The sequence below is a fragment of the Agromyces selenitireducens genome (assembly GCF_052748465.2).
This window is the reverse complement of the sequence record NZ_CM188259.1, coordinates 3275681-3293518: the sequence shown is the minus strand read 5'-3', so window position 1 is coordinate 3293518 and position 17838 is coordinate 3275681. Positions and strand designations below refer to the sequence as shown.

15 protein-coding genes are annotated in these 17838 nt (G+C 73.3%); 6 read left to right on the top strand and 9 right to left on the bottom strand.

All coding sequences use genetic code 11. The features are described from left to right. The first annotated feature begins 5 nt into the window (after positions 1-5). Genes ACULK4_RS15450 through ACULK4_RS15435 form a run of 4 tightly spaced genes read left to right on the top strand, consistent with a single transcriptional unit; the run spans position 6 to position 4791 of the window. The gene (locus tag ACULK4_RS15450; RefSeq protein ID WP_445966472.1) at positions 6-1511 is read left to right on the top strand and encodes a purine-cytosine permease family protein; all 1506 of its coding nucleotides are present in this window, start codon (positions 6-8) and stop codon (positions 1509-1511) included. Then, entirely contained in the window at positions 1508-2644 is a 1137-nt protein-coding gene (locus ACULK4_RS15445; protein WP_445966471.1) for an agmatine deiminase family protein, read from the top strand. The genes ACULK4_RS15450 and ACULK4_RS15445 overlap by 4 nt, the downstream gene beginning before the upstream one ends. Then, entirely contained in the window at positions 2641-4383 is a 1743-nt protein-coding gene (locus tag ACULK4_RS15440) for an amidase (RefSeq protein WP_445966470.1), read from the top strand. Before ACULK4_RS15445 ends, ACULK4_RS15440 begins: the two co-directional genes overlap by 4 nt. A 36-nt stretch (positions 4384-4419) precedes the next feature. Further along, entirely contained in the window at positions 4420-4791 is a 372-nt protein-coding gene (locus tag ACULK4_RS15435; RefSeq protein WP_445966469.1) for an HNH endonuclease, read from the top strand. 21 nt (positions 4792-4812) lie between these two features. Here the strand turns inward: ACULK4_RS15435 and ACULK4_RS15430 are convergent, their stop codons facing one another. Next, positions 4813-6429, bottom strand: coding sequence for a molybdopterin-dependent oxidoreductase (locus ACULK4_RS15430; protein ID WP_445966468.1), 1617 nt, complete (start codon positions 6427-6429; stop codon positions 4813-4815). Positions 6430-6627: 198 nt separating this feature from the next. Here ACULK4_RS15430 and ACULK4_RS15425 point away from each other — a divergent pair, with 198 nt between their 5' ends. Beyond that, complete coding sequence (locus tag ACULK4_RS15425; protein ID WP_445966467.1) at positions 6628-7383, top strand: SDR family NAD(P)-dependent oxidoreductase; 756 nt, start codon at positions 6628-6630, stop codon at positions 7381-7383. Between the two features lie 27 nt (positions 7384-7410). Here the strand turns inward: ACULK4_RS15425 and ACULK4_RS15420 are convergent, their stop codons facing one another. The 6 genes from ACULK4_RS15420 to ACULK4_RS15395 all read right to left on the bottom strand — a co-directional run bounded on the left by ACULK4_RS15420 (position 7411) and on the right by ACULK4_RS15395 (position 15234). After that, positions 7411-7818, bottom strand: coding sequence for a TM2 domain-containing protein (locus ACULK4_RS15420; protein ID WP_445966466.1), 408 nt, complete (start codon positions 7816-7818; stop codon positions 7411-7413). Positions 7819-7879: 61 nt separating this feature from the next. Beyond that, entirely contained in the window at positions 7880-8566 is a 687-nt protein-coding gene (locus ACULK4_RS15415; RefSeq protein WP_445966465.1) for an alpha/beta hydrolase family protein, read from the bottom strand. 88 nt (positions 8567-8654) lie between these two features. After that, on the bottom strand, positions 8655-9521 hold the full coding sequence (locus ACULK4_RS15410) for a TspO-related membrane protein (protein WP_445966464.1): 867 nt from the start codon (positions 9519-9521) through the stop codon (positions 8655-8657). Between the two features lie 148 nt (positions 9522-9669). Further along, positions 9670-10887, bottom strand: coding sequence for a carboxylate-amine ligase (locus tag ACULK4_RS15405; protein WP_445966463.1), 1218 nt, complete (start codon positions 10885-10887; stop codon positions 9670-9672). Between the two features lie 155 nt (positions 10888-11042). After that, positions 11043-12251, bottom strand: coding sequence for an adenylate/guanylate cyclase domain-containing protein (locus ACULK4_RS15400; protein WP_445966462.1), 1209 nt, complete (start codon positions 12249-12251; stop codon positions 11043-11045). Positions 12252-12264: 13 nt separating this feature from the next. Next, positions 12265-15234, bottom strand: a complete 2970-nt coding sequence (locus ACULK4_RS15395; RefSeq protein WP_445966461.1) for an aminotransferase class III-fold pyridoxal phosphate-dependent enzyme — start codon at positions 15232-15234, stop codon at positions 12265-12267. A gap of 178 nt (positions 15235-15412) precedes the next feature. Here ACULK4_RS15395 and ACULK4_RS15390 point away from each other — a divergent pair, with 178 nt between their 5' ends. Then, positions 15413-15634, top strand: a complete 222-nt coding sequence (locus ACULK4_RS15390; RefSeq protein ID WP_445966460.1) for a hypothetical protein — start codon at positions 15413-15415, stop codon at positions 15632-15634. A gap of 7 nt (positions 15635-15641) precedes the next feature. On the opposite strand, the gene ACULK4_RS15385 is transcribed toward ACULK4_RS15390, so the two are convergent. Continuing rightward, a complete protein-coding gene (locus tag ACULK4_RS15385) occupies positions 15642-16616 on the bottom strand; it encodes a PLP-dependent cysteine synthase family protein (protein ID WP_445966459.1) in 975 nt (324 codons plus the stop codon). Positions 16617-16745: 129 nt separating this feature from the next. After that, positions 16746-17831, bottom strand: a complete 1086-nt coding sequence (locus tag ACULK4_RS15380) for an FUSC family protein (RefSeq protein WP_445966458.1) — start codon at positions 17829-17831, stop codon at positions 16746-16748. Positions 17832-17838 lie beyond the last annotated feature (7 nt).

The following is a 17838-nucleotide window of genomic DNA, read 5'->3' as shown; positions in this document are numbered from 1 at the left end:
CGCGCATGACCACCACCAGCCCCCCGACCGCGGCGCCGACGCCCGTCGCCGACCGCGTCGGCCACGTCGAGACGCACGGCATCGAGCACGTCCCCGCCGGCGAGCGCCACGGCCGGCCGTCCAGCCTGTTCTGGGTGTGGATGTCGGCCAACGTCGGCTACCTCTACTTCGTCGTCGGCGGCGTGCTCATGCTCCTCGGGCTCTCCCTGTGGGAGGCCCTGATCATCACCGTGGTCGGCAACCTCTGGTGGGCGCTCGTCGGCTGGCTCGCCGTCAGCGGCCCCGCCGCCGGCGCCCCGAGCGTGACGATCATGCGCGCCATGTTCGGCATCCGCGGCAACAAGGTCTTCGGCGCCGGCCTCGGCGTCGCGATCGGGATCTTCTACGAGATCATCAACGTCGCCTTCGCCACGCTCGCCGCGATCGCCCTGCTCGCCCACTTCGGCGTCGGCCTCCCGGCCGGGGGCGAATGGGCCGTGCTGCTCGTCGTCGGCGTGCTGAGCTTCGTCATCGGCGTCTACGGCCACGCGACGATCCTCGCGCTCGCGCCCTGGTTCTCCGCAGCGCTCGCCGTCGTGTTCGTCGTGCTCGCCGCATTCGTGCTCGGCGCCGCCGACTGGGCGTACGCCGTCGAGCCGCTGCCGGTCGCCGACCACTGGGCGCTCATCATGCTCGGCTTCGCGATCGTCGCCTCGAGCCCGCTGTCGTGGGGCACCGGCGCCGACTACGCCCGCTACCTGCCGACGGACGTCTCGAAGCGGAAGGTCGCCTGGTACACCGCGCTCGGCGGCTTCCTGCCGGCGGTGCTCATCGGCGCGCTCGGCGTCGTCGCCGGCACCGCGATCGACATGACCGACCCGCAGCTGACCATCGGCGAGATCGTGCCCGCGTGGTTCACGCCCGTCTTCCTCGGCATGATCGTGCTGTCGAGCATCACCAACAACGTGCTCGTCGCGTACTCGACCGGCTTCTACGCCCAGGCGCTCGGCGCACGCATCTCTCGCGCCGCCGTCACGGTGATCACCGGCGTGCTCGCGACCGCCGCCGCGGGCTGGGTGCTGTTCCTCTCCCCGAGCTTCCTCGACGCGCTCAGCGCCTCGCTCGAGCTGTCGGTCACCGTGTTCGGTCCGCTCGTGGCGATCTACGCGATCGACATCGTGCTGCGCCGGAACCGCTACGACGGCCGAGCCCTCGACGACACGAGCCCCGCGAGCCCGTTCTGGTATCGCGGCGGCGTGTTCCCGGCCGGCGTCGTCGCGATGGTCGTCGCGGTCGCCGTCGCCGTGATGTCGGCGAACACGACGCTGTACGTCGGCCCGATCTCGGAGACGCTGGGCGGCGCCGACCTCTCGGCGATCGTCGGTCCGGTGCTCGGCGGCGGCCTGTACGCGCTGCTCTGGCTGAACACCCGCCCGTACCGCGACCGGGCGAAGCGACCGGATGCCGCATCCGCTGACATCATCGAAGCGGATGCCGCGGCATCCGCCCACCGCACGGAGGTGCTCGCATGACCTGGCGCATGCCCGCCGAGACCGCCCCGCACGAGCGCACCTGGATGGCGTTCCCGCGCGAGGGGATCACGCTCGGCGCCGAGCCCGCGGAACGTGAGGAGGGCTACGCGGCCTGGGCCGCGGTCGCCCACGCGGTCGCCGAGTTCGAGCCCGTCACGATGGTCGTCGACCCGACCGAGACCGAGCGCGCCCGGAGGATGCTCTCCTCCGAGGTCGAGCTCGTCGAGGCGCCGCTCGACGAGTTCTGGATGCGCGACTTCGGCCCCACGTTCGTCGTCGATGACGAGCGTCCCGGCGTGCTCGGCGCGGTCGACTGGATCTTCAACGGCTGGGGTGCGCCCGACTGGGCCGAGTGGCGCGTCTCCGCCGAGATCGCCCGGTTCGCCGCGGCCCACGTCGGCGCCGAACTCGTGAGCTCGGTGCTCGTGAACGAGGGCGGGGGCATCCACGTCGACGGCGAGGGGACCGTGCTGCTGACCGAGACCGTGCAGCTCGACCCGCGCCGCAACCCCTACGCCGACCGCGCCCGCGTCGAGGCCGAGCTCGCCCGCACGATCGGCACCACGAAGGCCGTCTGGCTGCCGCGCGGGCTCACGCGCGACTACGACCACTTCGGAACCAACGGGCACGTCGACATCGTCGCGACCATCCCGTCGCCCGGGCACCTGCTGCTCCACCACCAGCCCGACCCGGCCCACCCCGACCACGCCGTGACCCGCGAGCTGCGGACACTGCTCGAGGGGCAGACGGATGCCGCGGGCCGCACGTTCGAGATCGTCGACCTGCCCGCGCCCGCGACCCTGCGCGACGACGAGGGGTTCGTCGACTGGAGCTACGTGAACCACCTCGTCGTGAACGGCGGCGTGGTCGCGTGCGGCTTCGGCGAGCCCGAGGCCGACGCGCGCGCGGCGGCGATCCTCGCCGACGCGTACCCCGGCCGGAAGGTCGTGACCGTCGACTCGCGGGCCATCTTCGCCCGCGGCGGCGGCATCCACTGCATCACCCAGCAGCAGCCCGCGCTGGAGTCTCCTTCCGTTCACAGGACATCCGCCGATTCACAGGAGCGATCCGCCGGTTCCGGCCGGCAGATCGCCGCATCTCCTGTGAACCGTGACATCGGAGGTGCGCGATGAGCGCGAATGAGCCGTTCGACGTCGTCGAGGCGTCGATCGCCGACCTCCGGGCGGCACTCGAGGCCGGCCGCACGAGCGCGGTCGGGCTCGTCGAGGCCTTCCTCGCCCGCATCGACGCGTACGACCGTCCCGACACGGAGACGGCGCTCAACGCGGTGGTCGTGCGGAACCCCGACGCGCTCGCCGAGGCCCGTGCGTCCGACGCACGTCGCGCCCGCGGCGAGACGCTCGGACCGCTCGACGGCATCCCGTACACCGCCAAGGACTCGTACCTCGTGGAGGGGCTCACCGCGGCATCCGGCAGCCCGGCCTTCGCCGAACTCGTCGCGCAGCGCGACGCCTTCACGATCGAGCGCCTGCGCGGGTCGGGCGCGATCTGCCTGGGCCTGACGAACATGCCCCCCATGGCCAACGGCGGCATGCAGCGCGGCGTGTACGGCCGGGCCGAGAGCCCCTACAACGCGGAGTACCTGACCGCGGCCTTCGGCTCGGGCTCGTCGAACGGCTCGGGCACCGCGACCGCCGCCTCGTTCTGCGCGTTCGGGCTGGGGGAGGAGACCTGGTCGTCGGGCCGCGCGCCCGCGTCGAACAATGCGCTCTGCGCCTACACCCCGTCGCGCGGGGTGATCTCGACGCGCGGCAACTGGCCGCTCGTGCCGACGATGGACGTCGTCGTGCCGCACACGCGCACGATGGCCGACCTGCTCGAGGTGCTCGACGTGATCGTCGCCGACGACCCCGAGACGCGCGGCGACTTCTGGCGCGCGCAGCCGTGGATCGAGCTGCCCGCGGCATCCGCCGTTCGCCCGCCGTCGTACCCTGCGCTGCAGGTGACGGATGCCGCCGACTCCCGCGCAGCGCTCGCCGGGAAGCGCATCGGCGTGCCGCGCATGTACGTGAACGCCGACCCGGAGGCCGGCACCGCCGAGCCCGGCGGCACAGTCGGGATCGGCGGGTTGACCGGTCAGCGGATCGAGACCCGCGACACCGCGATCGAACTGTGGGAGGCGGCTCGCTGCGACCTCGAGGCGGCGGGCGCCGAGGTCGTGCTCGTCGACTTCCCGGTCGTGTCGAACTACGAGGGCGACCGGCCCGGTGCGCCGACGATCGCGACGCGCGGGCTCGTCTCGCCGGAGTACCTGAAGCGCGAGATCGTCGACCTGTCGGCGTGGGGGTGGGAGGACTTCCTGCACGCCAATGGCGACCCGGCGCTGCACTCGCTCGCCGGCGTCGACGGATCGCGCATCTTCCCGCACCCCGAGGGCGCGCTGCCCGACCGCTACGCGGGCTTCGACGACGACATCGCCGAGTACCCCGAGTGGGTGCGCGCGCATCCGGATGCCACCTGGGACGACATGCCCGAGCTCGAGGACGGTGTCCGCGGCCTCGAGGAGACCCGCCGAGTCGACCTCGAGCAGTGGATGGACGGGCTCGGACTCGACGCGGTCGCGTTCCCGGCCGTCGCCGACGTCGGTCCGGCCGACATGGACGTGAACCCCGACTCCGCCGACCTCGGCTGGCGGAACGGCGTGTGGGTCGCCAACGGCAACCTGGTGCCACGGCACCTCGGCATCCCGACCGTCACGGTGCCCATGGGGCTCATGCGCGACATCCGGATGCCGGTGGGCCTCACCTTCGCCGGGCGCGCCTACGACGACACGGCCCTGCTGCGCCTCGCCGCCGCGTTCGAGGCGCTCGCGTCGCGTCGCGTCGCCCCGCCGCGAACCCCGGCGCTGTGACCCGGACCTGACGTCCGCGCGGGCTACGCTGGCGCCATGGCGGTCAGCCGGACCCGCACGGCGGTGTACTCGCGACGACGGAAGCGTCGCATGGCGCGCGTCACGCACGACCTCGACGACGCGCAGTGGACCGCGCTCACGACGGCGTGGGGCGGCTGCGCGTACTGCGGTTCGACCGACCGGCGGCTGCAGCGCGACTGCGTCCTGCCGATCTCGCGCGGCGGTCGGTACACGCTCGAGAACGTCGTGCCCGCGTGCGGTCCGTGCAACGCGAGCAAGAGCAACGACGAGGTCACCTCGTGGCTCCGGCGCAAGAAGCTGGACGAGCGCGCCTTCCTGCTCCGTCACCGGGAGATCGCGAACGCGCTCGTCGCGCGATTCGCCGACCCGGACGCCGCGACGTCCTGATCGCCACGTGCGGCGTGTCGCTCAGCGGACCTCGACGGTGCGCTCGTGCACGCCCGTGGCGCCGTCGGGGGCGACCGGGGCGACCTCGGCGGTCTGCACCTCGCCGTCGGACGAGGTGGCGCGCGCGCGCAGCGTGTGGCGTCCTGGCGCGGCATCCCACTCGAACCGCCACTGCACCCACGTGTCGGCCGAGATGGCCGTCGCGAGCGTCGCGGGCTGCCAGTCCCCGCCGTCGACCTGCACGTCCACCGCCTCGATGCCCGTGTGCTGGTGCCACGCGACGCCCGCGACGACCACCGGGCCGGCGTCGACCGACTGCCCCTGGCGCGGCACGTCGATGCGGGACGACAGCTTCACGGGGCCGCGCTCGCTCCAGCCGCGATCCGACCAGTACGCCCGGTCGCGGTCGAAGCGCGTGACCAGCAGCTCGGTCACCCACTTCGTCGCCGACACGTAGCCGTAGAGCCCGGGCACGACCATCCGCACCGGGAACCCGTGCTCGAGCGGCAGCGGCTCGCCGTTCATGCCGACCGCGAGCACGGACTCGCGGCCCGGGTCGGTGAGCGCCTCGAGCGGGGTCGACGCCGTGAACCCGTCGATGCTCCGCGAGAGCACCATGTCGGCGTCCGCCGTCGGGCGCGCTCGGGCGAGCAGGTCGCGGATCGGGTACCCGAGCCAGACCGCGGTGCCGATCAGGTCGCCGCCGACCTCGTTCGACACGCACGCGAGCGTCGTCACGCTCTCCTCGAGCGGCAGCGCGACCAGCTCGTCCCACGTGAGCTCGACCTCGCGGTCGACCATGCCGTGGATGCGCAGCCGCCACTCCGCCGGATCGACCTGCGGCACATTCAGCGCGGTATCGATGCGGTAGAAGTCGGGGTTCGGCGTGATCACCGGCGCGAGCCCGTCGATGCCGAGCTCGGCCGAGGCAGGCACGGACGCGCGCCGCGCCGCGGTCGGCAGCCGCAGCGCGTCGCGGATCGCGACGACCGCGCGGGAGCTCGCCGTCAGCGCGGCCGCGCCGATCGCCGCGAGCACCCCGAGCGCGGTCGCCCCGCCCGCCCAGGCGAGGAACCGCCGCCGGTCGACGCCCTCGGCGGCGCCTGCCGGTTCGCGCTCGGGCCGATGGGCGACGGATTCCGCCGCATCCGGTGCCGCCACCGACGCCGGCGCCCGTACCGGAACCAGCCGCAGCAGCAGCGTCAGCGTCGCCATCGCCGCGATCGCGCCCAACGCGGCGGGCAGGATCGCGAGCATCGATGCGTTCGCGCGGGTCGCCGCCGCCAGCGCCCCGAACACGCCCGCGAGGGCGAACATCCCGCGTCCCCACCGCGGATGCCGCGCCTCGAGCACGCCCGCGAGCGCCCCGAGCAGGACGAGCACGACCGCGATCCCGACGAGCAGTGCGAGCTTGTCGCCGGTGCCGAACAACGCGATCGCGGCATCCTTCGCCCACGGGGGCGCGAGGTCGATGAGCAGCGAGCCGATCGACGCGAAGGGCGACGCGGTCGGGGCGATCACCGCCGCCGCGAGCTCGCCGACCCCGGCGCCGACCGCCGCCGACGCGACGCCGGCCGCGGCGGGCAGCACCCACCCGGGCAGCGCCCGCCGAGCACGGCGTCGGCTCGCGTCTGGCATGGCAACAGGCTACGTCCGCTCCCGGCCGCCGGGGCCGGCGCCGAGCGAAACGTCAGCACACCGTAAGAAGCCCGTCGGCCGACGGGACGCAAGGCCCTGTCGGGAACGGCCCCGACGTGCCTACCGTGGGGCAGTGGCGGCGGATGCCGAGGCATCCGTCACCCGCATCGAACTCGTGCAACCGACAGGAGACGACTCATGGCCCAGTACGACGTGGCAGGCCGCTCGGCGATCGTGACCGGGGGAGGCAGCGGCATCGGCCGGGCGGTCGCGCTGCTGCTCGCCGAGAACGGCGCATCCGTCCTCGTCAACGACATGAACGGCGACCACGCCGAAGCGGTCGTCGAGGAGATCCGCAAGGCCGGCGGCGACGCCGAGGCCTCCGTCGGCGACGTCACCGACGCGAGCTGGATCGAGGCGTCCATCCACGCCGCCAACGCGCTCGCACCCCTCCGGATCGCCGTGAACAACGCCGGCATCGGCGGTGCCGCGGCGCCCATCGGCGAGTACCCCATCGACAGCTGGGACAAGGTGATCGACGTGAACCTCTCGTCGATCTTCCGCGGCATGCGCGCGCAACTGCCCGCGATCGTCGAGAACGGCGGCGGCTCGATCGTGAACATCGCGTCGATCCTCGGCAGCGTCGGCTTCGCGAGCTCCTCGGCCTACGTCAGCGCCAAGCACGGGCTGGTCGGCCTCACCAAGAACGCTGCGCTCGAGTACGCGACGCAGGGCGTCCGGGTGAATTCGGTGGGGCCGGCGTTCATCAAGACGCCCCTGATCGACGCGAACCTCGACGAGGCCACGCAGGAGTTCCTCGTCTCGAAGCACCCGATCGGGCGCCTCGGGCAGCCCGAGGAGGTCGCCTCGCTCGTCGCGTTCCTCGCCAGCGACGCCGCGAGCTTCATCACGGGCAGCTACCACCTCGTCGACGGCGGGTACACCGCGGTCTGACTCCGGCGGCGGGGGCGTCGGCAGGCGCTACGACAGCCAGGGCAGGTTCGGCAGCAGCTGGTCGGTGAGGAAGGCGAACGCCTGCGTCATCGCGCTCGCGATCCAGCCGAGCAGCAGGCCGACCGCGGTGACGATCCACCCGATGGTCTGCTCCTGGCGCGTGCCGACGACCTTCCGGCCGTCGCCGTCGCGCTGGGAGTTCGTGAGCGTCAGGACGAGGTCGACGAGCCACCAGATGCCGAAGCCTCCGACGGTGAGCAGCTTGAGGATCCCCGTGCCGACCTTGCCCAGGTAGAAGCGGTCGACGCCGAGGAATCCGAGCAGCCACGCGAACAGCCAGGTGGCGATGAACGAGCGGTCGGACGTCGTCGTGGCGGCCGCGCGTGCGACCTGCGGGTTTGCGTACTCCGGCGGACCGGGCGGGACAGCGGTCATGGTGCACCTCCTCCGCACGATGCTCCCCTGCCCGAGCGGATGCCACGGGGTCGAAGGTCCCTCAGGCGCGTGAACGTCCGGTGACGAACTCCGCCACCCGTGGCGCCAGCGACGCCCCGACCTCGGCGGGCGGACGCCGGGCCCCCTTCACCTCGAACGAGTGGTTGCCGCCCTCGACCCACTCGAGCACGGCCGAGGGGCCGATGCGGCGCACGAGCTCGTCGAGCTGCTCGTTCGGGATCGCGAACGGGTCGTTGCGGCCCTGCAGGAACAGCATCGGCACCTCGCCGAGCGCGGCGAAGTGCTCGTCGCGGGGCTTCTCCGGCTTCCCCGGAGCGTGCAGCGGATAGCCCAGGAAGACCAGGCCGGCCGCGGGCATCCCCTCGGCGACGGCCATCGACGCCATGCGCCCGCCGTACGACTTGCCCGCGGCCCACACGGGCTCGCCGCGGGGCGCACGGGCGGCCGCGGCATCCGTCACGGCACGCCACGTCGCGATCGCGACCGGGGGGCGGTCGGGGAACCGGCGGCCGGCCTCGCGGTAGGGGAAGTCGAAGCGCAGCGTGGCGACGCCGCGCTCGGCGAGCGCCCGGCAGAACCCGGTCAGGAACGGATGCTCCCTGCCGGCGCCCGCGCCGTGTGCGACGACGACCGTCGCGGTGGCGTCGGCGGGCCGTGCGAGCACCGCGGAGACGGTGCCCACGCCGTCGCCGACGTCGACCGCGAGGGGCTGTTCGTCGACGCTCATCACCCCATGGTGCCCGAACGCGGAGGAACCGGGGCGACCCGAATGCACCCCGGCTCCTCGTGCTGCGCCCCCACGCAGCGTCCCCCGGTCATGTCGTGGCGTCGGCCCCCACCGAACCGCCCGCATGTGCCGATCGCATCGCGGCGATCCGCATACCGAGAGTCATGACGACGACGACCGCGACCGCGATGATCGCGGCGATTCCGGTCGTCGTCGACTCGGGCTCGTCGGTGAGCCGCGCGACCGCGACCCACGACAGCCCCCAGCAGAGGGAGAGCATCGGCGCGATCCGGCCGCGGCCCCAGACGGCCAGCCCGACGCCGACGGCGGCGGCTGCGGCGATCACGATGACCGCCCAGGTCTCGTCGGGCAGCCCCCAGCCCGAGAAGTCCGCCGCCGCGAGCACCGCGGTCGCGTTCGCGGCGGTCGCGACGACCACCCAGCCGAGGTAGAGCCCGATCGAGCCGTCGGTGACGATCGTGTCGACGAGGTTCTTCGGACGATTGCGTCGCAACTGCACGAACAGCCAGGCGAGCACCGCGACCAGCGCGACGGTGACCGGCAGGCTGAGTCCGAGCAGGTCGAGCTGCACCACGCCGATCCACAGCGCGTTGAGCACGAGCGAGGCGGCGACCGCGTAGCCGATGCGGCGGTGCCGGGCGTCCGCTCGCTGCGCGGGCAGCAGCTGCCAGATCGCGTACGCGAGCATGCCCGTGTAGATCACGCTCCAGATCGAGAACGCCGGCGTGCCGGGCGCGATGAGCGTGGAGTCGGCGTCGAGCCAGCCGCCAGCGGCCTCCTGGATGGGCGTGCCCACGAACGCGCCCGAGCCGATGAACGCCGCGACGATCGCGAGCACGCTCGTCACGAGCACGACCACCTGCCGCACGGTGTCTGCCACGCCCGGCGGGCGTTCGCTCGTCGTCGGGCGGGTGGTCTCGTGCGTCGTGCTCATGGGATCTCCTCGTCGGTGGGACTCGTCGGTTGATCTCGTCAGCTGATCCCACGGTAGGCAGGCCGGCGGTTCCGGCGCCTCAACCGTTCGGTTGAATCAGCGGATGCCCCGGGTGACCAGGTGCCGCCGGGTCAGCGCGTGCGCCGGGTCAGCGGATGCCGCCGGCGAGCCGCTCGACGTGCGGCGCCCGCGCCGGCCCGCGCTCGGCGCCCGCGGCCCGCTTCGTGCGCGGCGCCGCGGTGATGGTGGACGCGTACAGGCGGCGCAACCCGGCGATGCCGTTGCGCCGCCGCGCCGCGAGCTGGCGCGCCGCCCCGGTGCCGTCCCGCAGCAACCGTTCGACCAGGTCGTGCACGACCTCCCGGTCCCCCATCCGCTCGAGCGGCTCGGCGAGGTGGCGTTCGAGGCGACGCACGAGCTCGGGCGCCGACACGAGGCGTCCGCTGGCCGGGTCGAACGCGGTGCTCGACAGGCCGGCGTGCGCCGAGTGCACGATCGCGGCGCTGAGCAGCTCGGGTGGCACGTCGCGGTCGGGGTCGCCCGCCGGTCGCACGGGATGCACGGCCGCGGCGGCGATCAGCCCGTCGCGTTCCACCTCGTCGATCGCCTGCACGACGAGGGCGCGGCACAGGGCGGCGATGAGCAGCGTGTCGTCGGCGGTGAGCTGCGCGTCGGCCATGCGGAACTCGATCGTCGGCAGGTGCTCCGACAGGCGCACGTTCCAGGCGATGAGGGCGAGGTCGGCCATGCCGCCCATGCCGAGCAGCTGGCGGGTGCGACGGTCGTAGTCGGCGGCGTCGGCGAAGCGCGGCGGGCAGCCGGCGGTGGTCCAGCGGCGCAGCTGGACGGTGCGCCAGCTCTCGTACCCCGTCTCGTACCCGCGCCAGAGCGGCGAGTTGCCGGTCATCGCGGTGAGCAGCGGCAGCCAGGGTCGTACGGCGTTCAGTGCGGCGACGCCGTGCTCCCGGCTCGGGATGCCGACGTGCACGTGCAGCCCGCTCATCTGGTGGTCGGCGATGACCCCGGCCATGTCGCGGACGATCCGGTGATACCGCTCGGTGTCGGTGATCGAGGGGAACGGGTGGGCGTCCGGGGTCGTGCCGATGCTGGCGACGCACACCGCGTGGCGTCCGGCGTCGGCGTCGACCTCGCGGCGGAACGCGAGCAGCGCCTCACCTGCCGTGCCGAGGTCGGTGAACACCTCGCTCGCGTACTCGACCTGCGACGCGAGGAACTCGCGGTGCACGCGCGTGCCCCAGCGCTGATCGTCGGCGAGCCGGAGGTAGACGTCTTCGGCGATGTCGGCGGGCAGCAACTCGTCTGGGGTGAGGAAGAAGAACTCCTCCTCGATGCCGAACGTCGTCATCGCCGCCCCTCTCGCGCGCGCGAGGGATTCGGGCCCCCGACCGCCTGCTTGCAGGGTGCGCCGCGGGGCGCGAAGTGTCAAGGGGTTCCGTCGGGCCGACGGATGTGCCTCGACGGGGTGCGAGCAGCACGACGGCGGCCGCCGGCCGGGACTGTTCAGCCGGCCGCCCGGGCTTCGAAGACCCCGACGCGGTCGGCGAAGCCCTTCAGATCGAGCGGGCCGACCTCGCGGAACCGCAATCCGGGATCGTCGGCCAGTTCCACGACCGCGCCGGTGACGAGGGTCTGGCCCGCCGTCGCCGCGCCGGCGATCCGAGATGCCAGGTTCACCGCGCGGCCGAAGTAGTCGCCGTCCTGCATCACCACGGGTCCGGCGGCGACGCCCGCGTGCGCGGGAAGGCCGATCGCAGGCGCCGCGGCGACCATCGCGAGCGTGGCGCGCACGGCCTGGCCCGCGTGCTGGAAGCGGATCATCACGCCGTCCCCGAGCCACTTCACGGGCGTGCCCGCGTGGTCGGCGACGATCCGCTCCACCATCGCGTTCATCTCACGGGCCAGCCGCGCACCGGCGGCGTCGCCCTGCTCCTCGGTGAGGGCGGTGTACCCCGCGAGGTCGATGAAGACGAACGCCGGCGGACGCGTCGACATCGCCTGGGAGTCCGACGTCTCGAGGGCCCGCTCGATCCCCTCCACGATCCCCTCGGTCCACCCGCGTTCCTGCTGGCGGCGGTACAGCGTGAGCACCATCTGCTCCATGAGCGGCGTCATCTGCGCGCCCATCGCGGCGGACTGCGCGAGGGCCTCCCCGTAGGTCGTCCCTGCCTGCATCAACCCGCCGATGATGTAGGTCTGGAACAGTTCGCTCTCGGCCTCCGCGACCCGGCGGAGCCCGTCGACGTACACCCGCCCGATCCGGACCAGCGCGTCGAGGTCGGCCATGGTCGCGACCAGGCCGATGATCGTGAAGATCGCCTCGTCGTCCTCGCGCGTGCGGTCCTCGGGCGTGAGGTGCCGGTTGACGAGGACCGCGCCGGACTGCCGGATCACCTCGAACGGGATCCCCAAGCGGTCGGCGAGCTCGCCGAATGTCTCGGTCCGGAGCTCGGACCAGCGGTACTGCGGGGAGTCCATGAACCCGAGGTGCAGCCGGCCGGCCCCGATGGCCTCGGCGATCGCCTCGGCGCGGAGGCCCGCGCGGTCGCACGCCTCGACGAGCCGGACGCGCTGCACGTCGCCGGGCCCGAACGTTCCGTCCTCCGCGGGGGCGAGCACGCCGAGCTCCAGCAGGCGGTCCACGAACCCGGCGTCAGCACCCGACCGCTCGACGAGCTCGTCGCACGTGTACCGACCGGTCGCCCCGTCCACGTGGCCGAGCGTACTACCAGCCCTCGGCGAGCACCCGGTCGAGCATCGCGACGAAGAAATCGGCGCTCTCGCGGGTGACGACGAGCGGCGGCTTCACCTTGAGCACGTTCTGGAAGTCGCCCGTCGGCTGCATGATGACGCCGAGCGCCAGCAGCCGGTCGCAGATCGCCGCGGTCTCCCCGGTCGCGGGTTCGAGCGTCGCGCGGTCGCGCACGAACTCGACGCCGAGGTACAACCCGAGCCCGTGCACGGCGCCGATGAGCGGATGCCGCTCCGCCAGCGCCTCGAGCCGGCCCTTCAGGTACCCGCCCGTGTCGGCCGCGTTCTCCTGGAGCTGCTCGTCCCGGAACGCGTCGAGCACGGTGAGCCCGGCGACGCTCGACGCGGGGCTGCCGCCCGTCGACGAGAAGAAGTACCCCTGCGTGCGGTAGCGGGCGGCGATCTCGCGGGTCGTGATCACGGCGCCGAGCGGGTACCCGTTGCCGGCGGCCTTCGCCACGGCGATGACGTCGGGCACGACGCCCTGCTGCTCGAAGCCCCAGAACCAGTGCCCGAGCCGGCCGTACCCGGCCTGCACCTCGTCGGCGATCGCGAGTCCGCCGGCCTCGCGGACGGCGGAGTACACCTCGGCGAGGTATCCGTCGGGCAGCGGGATCCCGCCGGCGTTGCCGGAGAAGGTCTCGGCGATGAAGCCCGCGGGCGGGCGACCGGATGCCGCGAGCCGGCGGATGCGGTCGGCGGCCTCGGGCGCGTAGCGCGTGGCATCCGCACCCCGGTGGATGCCGCGGAACGGGTTCGGCGCGTCGAGCGCGTGCACCCAGTCGGGGCGGGTCGCCAGTGCGTTCGGGTTGTCGGCCGTCGAGGTGCTGACCGCGTCGGACGCGTAGGTCCAGCCGTGGTACGCCTCGAGGAGCGAGACCATGTCGCGCCGGCCGGTCGCGGCCATCGCGACGCGGATCGCGAGGTCGGTCGCCTCGGAGCCGGAGTTCACGAGGAACACCGTGTCGAGCGGGTCGGGTGCGAGCGCCGCGAGCCGCTCGGAGAACTCGACGACCGCGCCGTAGTTGAACCGCGAGTTCGTGTTGAGCGTGCGGAGCTGCTTCGCGACGGCGGCGGCGAGCCTCGGGTCACCGTGGCCCAGCGGGGTCACGTTGTTGACCATGTCGAGGTAGGCGCGGCCGTCGGTGCCGACGAGGTGCTCGCGCCAGCCGCGCTCGATGCGCGGCGGGGCGTCGTAGTAGTGCTCCTGCACCTCGGCGAAGGCGCGCCCGCGCCGCTCGACGAGCTCGGCCGCGTCGTCGGCCGCGGGTCGAGGAACGCCCGGCGCAGCCGGACGCGTCTCGACACCATCGGAATCGAGACCCATCGCCCCCGCCGGGTCCTCGGTGAGCGCGAGCCATCCCGCCGCGTACTCGGGCCTGACGAGGTGCGGAACCCGCGGCGCGTCCGGTGCCTCGAGGCGGATGCGGGCGCGCCTGCGCGACGGCACCGTCCCGTCCAGGATGGTCGCGCCATCCACGGTCTCGACGACCAGCCGCGCGTCGCCGTGCGCCGTGACGTGCTGCGCCTCGGCGAACCAGACGTCGACGCCGGTCGGGACCGTCGCGGGCGACTCTGCGGAGCGGATGCGGCTCTCGCTGAGCCGTGGCGTGCCGCACTCGAGCCAGGCGACGGATGCCCCGGCGTCGAGCGCCGCGAGCGCGAGTCGTTCGTCGAGATCGGCCTCGAGCCAGGCGCCGGCGTCGACGTCGTCGGAGGTGATCGACACGTCGAGGCGGACGGCACGGGCGACGTCGACGCCGGGGGAGGTCTCGAGACGCGTCGCGAGCGTGCGGGTCGAGGGGGGCGCCCCGTGCCCGTCTCGAGACCCGAGGGTCGGATCGACGCCGAGCGCCTCGGCGATGACGGCCGTCATCACGACGGAGGGGACCGACACCGCCTGCTCGAAGATGCACCACTCGCGTTCGACGCCCGCGGCCGCGTACGTGTTCGCGCCGCCGTCGATCTGCACCTGGTGCTCGCCGCTCACGACGAGCACGGCGCCGCGCAGCACCACGAGCGGCCAGAGCGCGTGCACCTCGGCGGGCGACAGCGGGCGCAGCGCGTGGAACGCGCGCACCGCGGGCAGCACGGACGCCGGTTCGGCCCCCGCGTGGTGCAGCACCGACGAGATCGTGATGGCGAGCTCCGAGACCGCCCAGGTCGACGTGACGTCACCGAAGTCGATCATCCCGTCGGGCATGCGGATGCCGTGCTCGGTGGTGCAGACGATGTTGTCGTCGGTGAGGTCGAGGTGCACGGGCTGTACGGGGAGGTCGGCGGCGACCGCCTGCACGTCGGCCCAGGCGCGGGCCGCGGCATCCGTCACCATGGCCCGCCTGGCGGGGTCGGGGTGGTGGTGCGCGAGGAGCTCGACCACGCGGTCGGCGTGCCGGAGGTCCCACTGCAGGACGCGCTCGAGGCCCGGGTGCGCGAACCCGGCGAGGGCGAGGCTCGCGCTCGCGGCGATCTCGCCCATGCGTGCGACGACCGCGGGGGAGAGGTGCGCGCCACCGTTCAGCGTGCCGCCGGGCAGGTGCTCGAGCAGGCGGACGGCCAGTGCGCCCTCGCTCGTGTCGGCGACGACGGATCGCGGGCCGCGGTCGGCGGCGCGGGTGGTCGTGGCGACGCGCAGGTGCGGTGCGGCGGCGGCGATGCGGGATGCCGCGTGGTCCTGCGCGTCGAGTTCGGCTGCGGTGAAGGCGGGGTTGGTGATCTTGACGACGCCGACGGGCGTGCCCGTGAGGCCGGTCGAGGAGCCTGCGGCGTCTCGAGACCGCGCGAGGAAGTTCTGGTCCTGCTGGCTGCCGAGCGGTTCGAGCTCCACATCGAGCCCCCAGTGCTCGCGCACGATCGCGGCGACCTCGCCGGCGGACAGGTTCGGCGCGGGCAGCTCGCCGGCGCTGAAGAAGTCGAAGCCGCCGGCCTTCGCGGGATGGGTCATGTCGCACCCCTTTCCGCCTCGACCCTAGCCAGAGCGGATGCCGCAGCCGAGCGCCGTCGTGTCGATCCGCCGTGCGCTCGTTCGCCGCGTCGTCGCGGTGCCGTGCCGTTCGTCCGCCGAGGTCGCGACGCGCGGCCCCGTTCGCACGGATGTCGGAGGCCCGACGTACCGTGCTGGCATGACGAACCAGACGCATCCGACGCTCGAGCCCGACGTGCTCGACGAGCCCTGCCTGCGCTGCGGCTCCGCCGCGGTGCGCGTGATCGTGTACGGCCCCCTCGACTTCGAGGTGGAGGCGACGGAGGCGGCGTCCGCCGGCATCCACGCCGAGGGCCCGATCTTCGACTGCCGCGACTGCGGATTCGAGTGGGGCGAGTCGGTCCGCGACCTCCTCAGCTGAACCGCGCTCAGGCGTAGGGGTCCTCGCCGAGGTACTTCAGGCCCGTGTCGCACGAGATCGTCACCACGCGGTGACCGGCGCCGAGCTCGACGGCGAGGTCGATCGCCGCGCACACGTTCAGGCCGGTCGATCCGCCGCCGAACACGCCCTCCACGCGAGCGAGCATGCGGCACATCTCGAACGCCCGTTCCTGCGCGACGACCCGCACGTCGCCGAGCACCGATCGATCGAGGAACGGCGGATCGGGGAACACCGCGACCCCCTCGACGTGATGCGCCCCGCTGACGCCGGTCGTCAGGAGGGGCGCCTCGGCCGGTTCGACGGTCACCACCTCGGGGTCCACGCCCGCACGGCGCAGCCCGTCGAGGGTTCCCATGAGCGCGCCGCCGGTCCCGACCGCCGTGCAGAAGACGTCGAGGTCGCCGTCGAGCGCGTCGGCGATCTCCTCGCCCATGGGGGCGTAGCCGCGGCGCACGTCGGGGGAGCCGAACTGGTCGGCGTAGAAGGACCCGGGCTGTGCGGCGAGCGCATGCGCTCGCCGCCGCATGCGCTCCGCGAGCTCGGTGGTGATCATCCCGTCGACGCTCGGCTCGATGAGGACGGTGGCGCCGAACGCCTCCATGGCCTGGCGCTTGCTGTCGGAGAAGGCGTCGGAGAACACGGCCGTGAACTGCAGCCCGAGCACCCCGGCGACGAAGCCGAGTGCGGTGCCGGTGCTCCCGCCGGTGAACTCGACGACCGTGTCGCCCGGCGAGACGTCGCCTCGGCGCAGTGCGCTCGAGAGGAGCGACACCGCCATCCGGTCCTTGTAGGACCCGGTCGGGTTCCCGCCCTCGAGCTTGACCCACACCTCGGCCGCGCCGTCGGGAACGATTGCTCCGAGCCGCACCATCGGAGTGCGCCCGATGGCCGCCAACCCGCCGATCGCGGGTTCCGCGGCGCCCCGGGCGCCGCCCACCGAGTCGCCCGAGACGTGCATCATGAGGAGACCTCCTCTTCGCGCAGCCTACTCCCGCTGGGTGGGGGTCGGCGGGCCGCGCGCTGTCCGTCGTGGGCGGCCGCTGACTGCGCACGACGGTCGCGGTGACGGGACTGCGGACCGCGTCGTGCGTCAGAACGCGGCGGCGTCCGGCGGCGCCTCGTCGAGGAGCAGCTCCTCGCGGATGCGTCGCAGGTCCTCCAGGAGCGAGCCGACGAGGATCCAGTGGTCGGACTTCGGCGGCGACACCACCAGCGGCGCCGTCAGCGCGGGCACGGCCGAGGTCATCGGCTGCGGCTCCACGTCGGCGAGGTGCACGGCGAGCCGCACGTCGTGCGCGACGCGACGCAGCTGCTCGCCGATGGCGCGCACCGTGGGTTCGTCGCAGAGGCCGTCGTCGTAGTGGTCCACGTACGCGCGCGTCATGCCGACGACCTGCGTCACGATGGGGCTCAGCCGGTTCAGCAGCCTGCGCTGCTCGGCCAGGTCGCCGCGGTGGGCCGAGCGGCGTGGATTGAGGGTCAGGGACTCCTCGGCCTCGGCGATGGCGGCATCCGCTTGGTCGCGCATCGGTCGCATGAGCCGGGCCTCGATCATGAGGCCCGTGAGGTCGGCTGAGCTCTGCGGCGACTCGAGGGCCGCGGCGAGACGGTCGACGGATGCCGCGAGCTCGCCGCCGAGCCGCGCGAGGTGGTCGCGCGACGGTGCCACGAGCACGGGCGGGACGATCAGCACGTTCACGACGATGCCGATCGCCGCGCCGATGAGGGTCTCGATGACGCGGTCGAGCGCGTACTCGGGTGACGTGCCGCCGAGCGCGAGCACGAGCATCGCACTGATCGCGACCTGGTTCGACGTGCCCGTGGTCATCCGCAGCGCCCACGCGATGAGGATCGCGGCGACGATCGCGGCGAGCACCACCCAGCCGGCCGGGCCGAACACCATGCCGAGCGCCGACGCGATGACGACGCCGGCGATCACGCCGACGCTGCGCTCGACGGCCTTGCCGAACGACTGGTTCACGCTCGGCTGCACGACGAGCAGCGCGGCGATCGCGGCGAAGACCGGCAGCGGGCCGGGGATGAGCCATCCCGCGACCAGCCACGCGGCGACCGTCGCGACCGCCGACTTCAGCACCTGCAGCAGCGGCGCCCGCTTCGTGGCGCGGAACCGCGCCGAGACCCGGAAACGCTCCGGGAGGCGCATGGAGAACCGCATGCGCCCC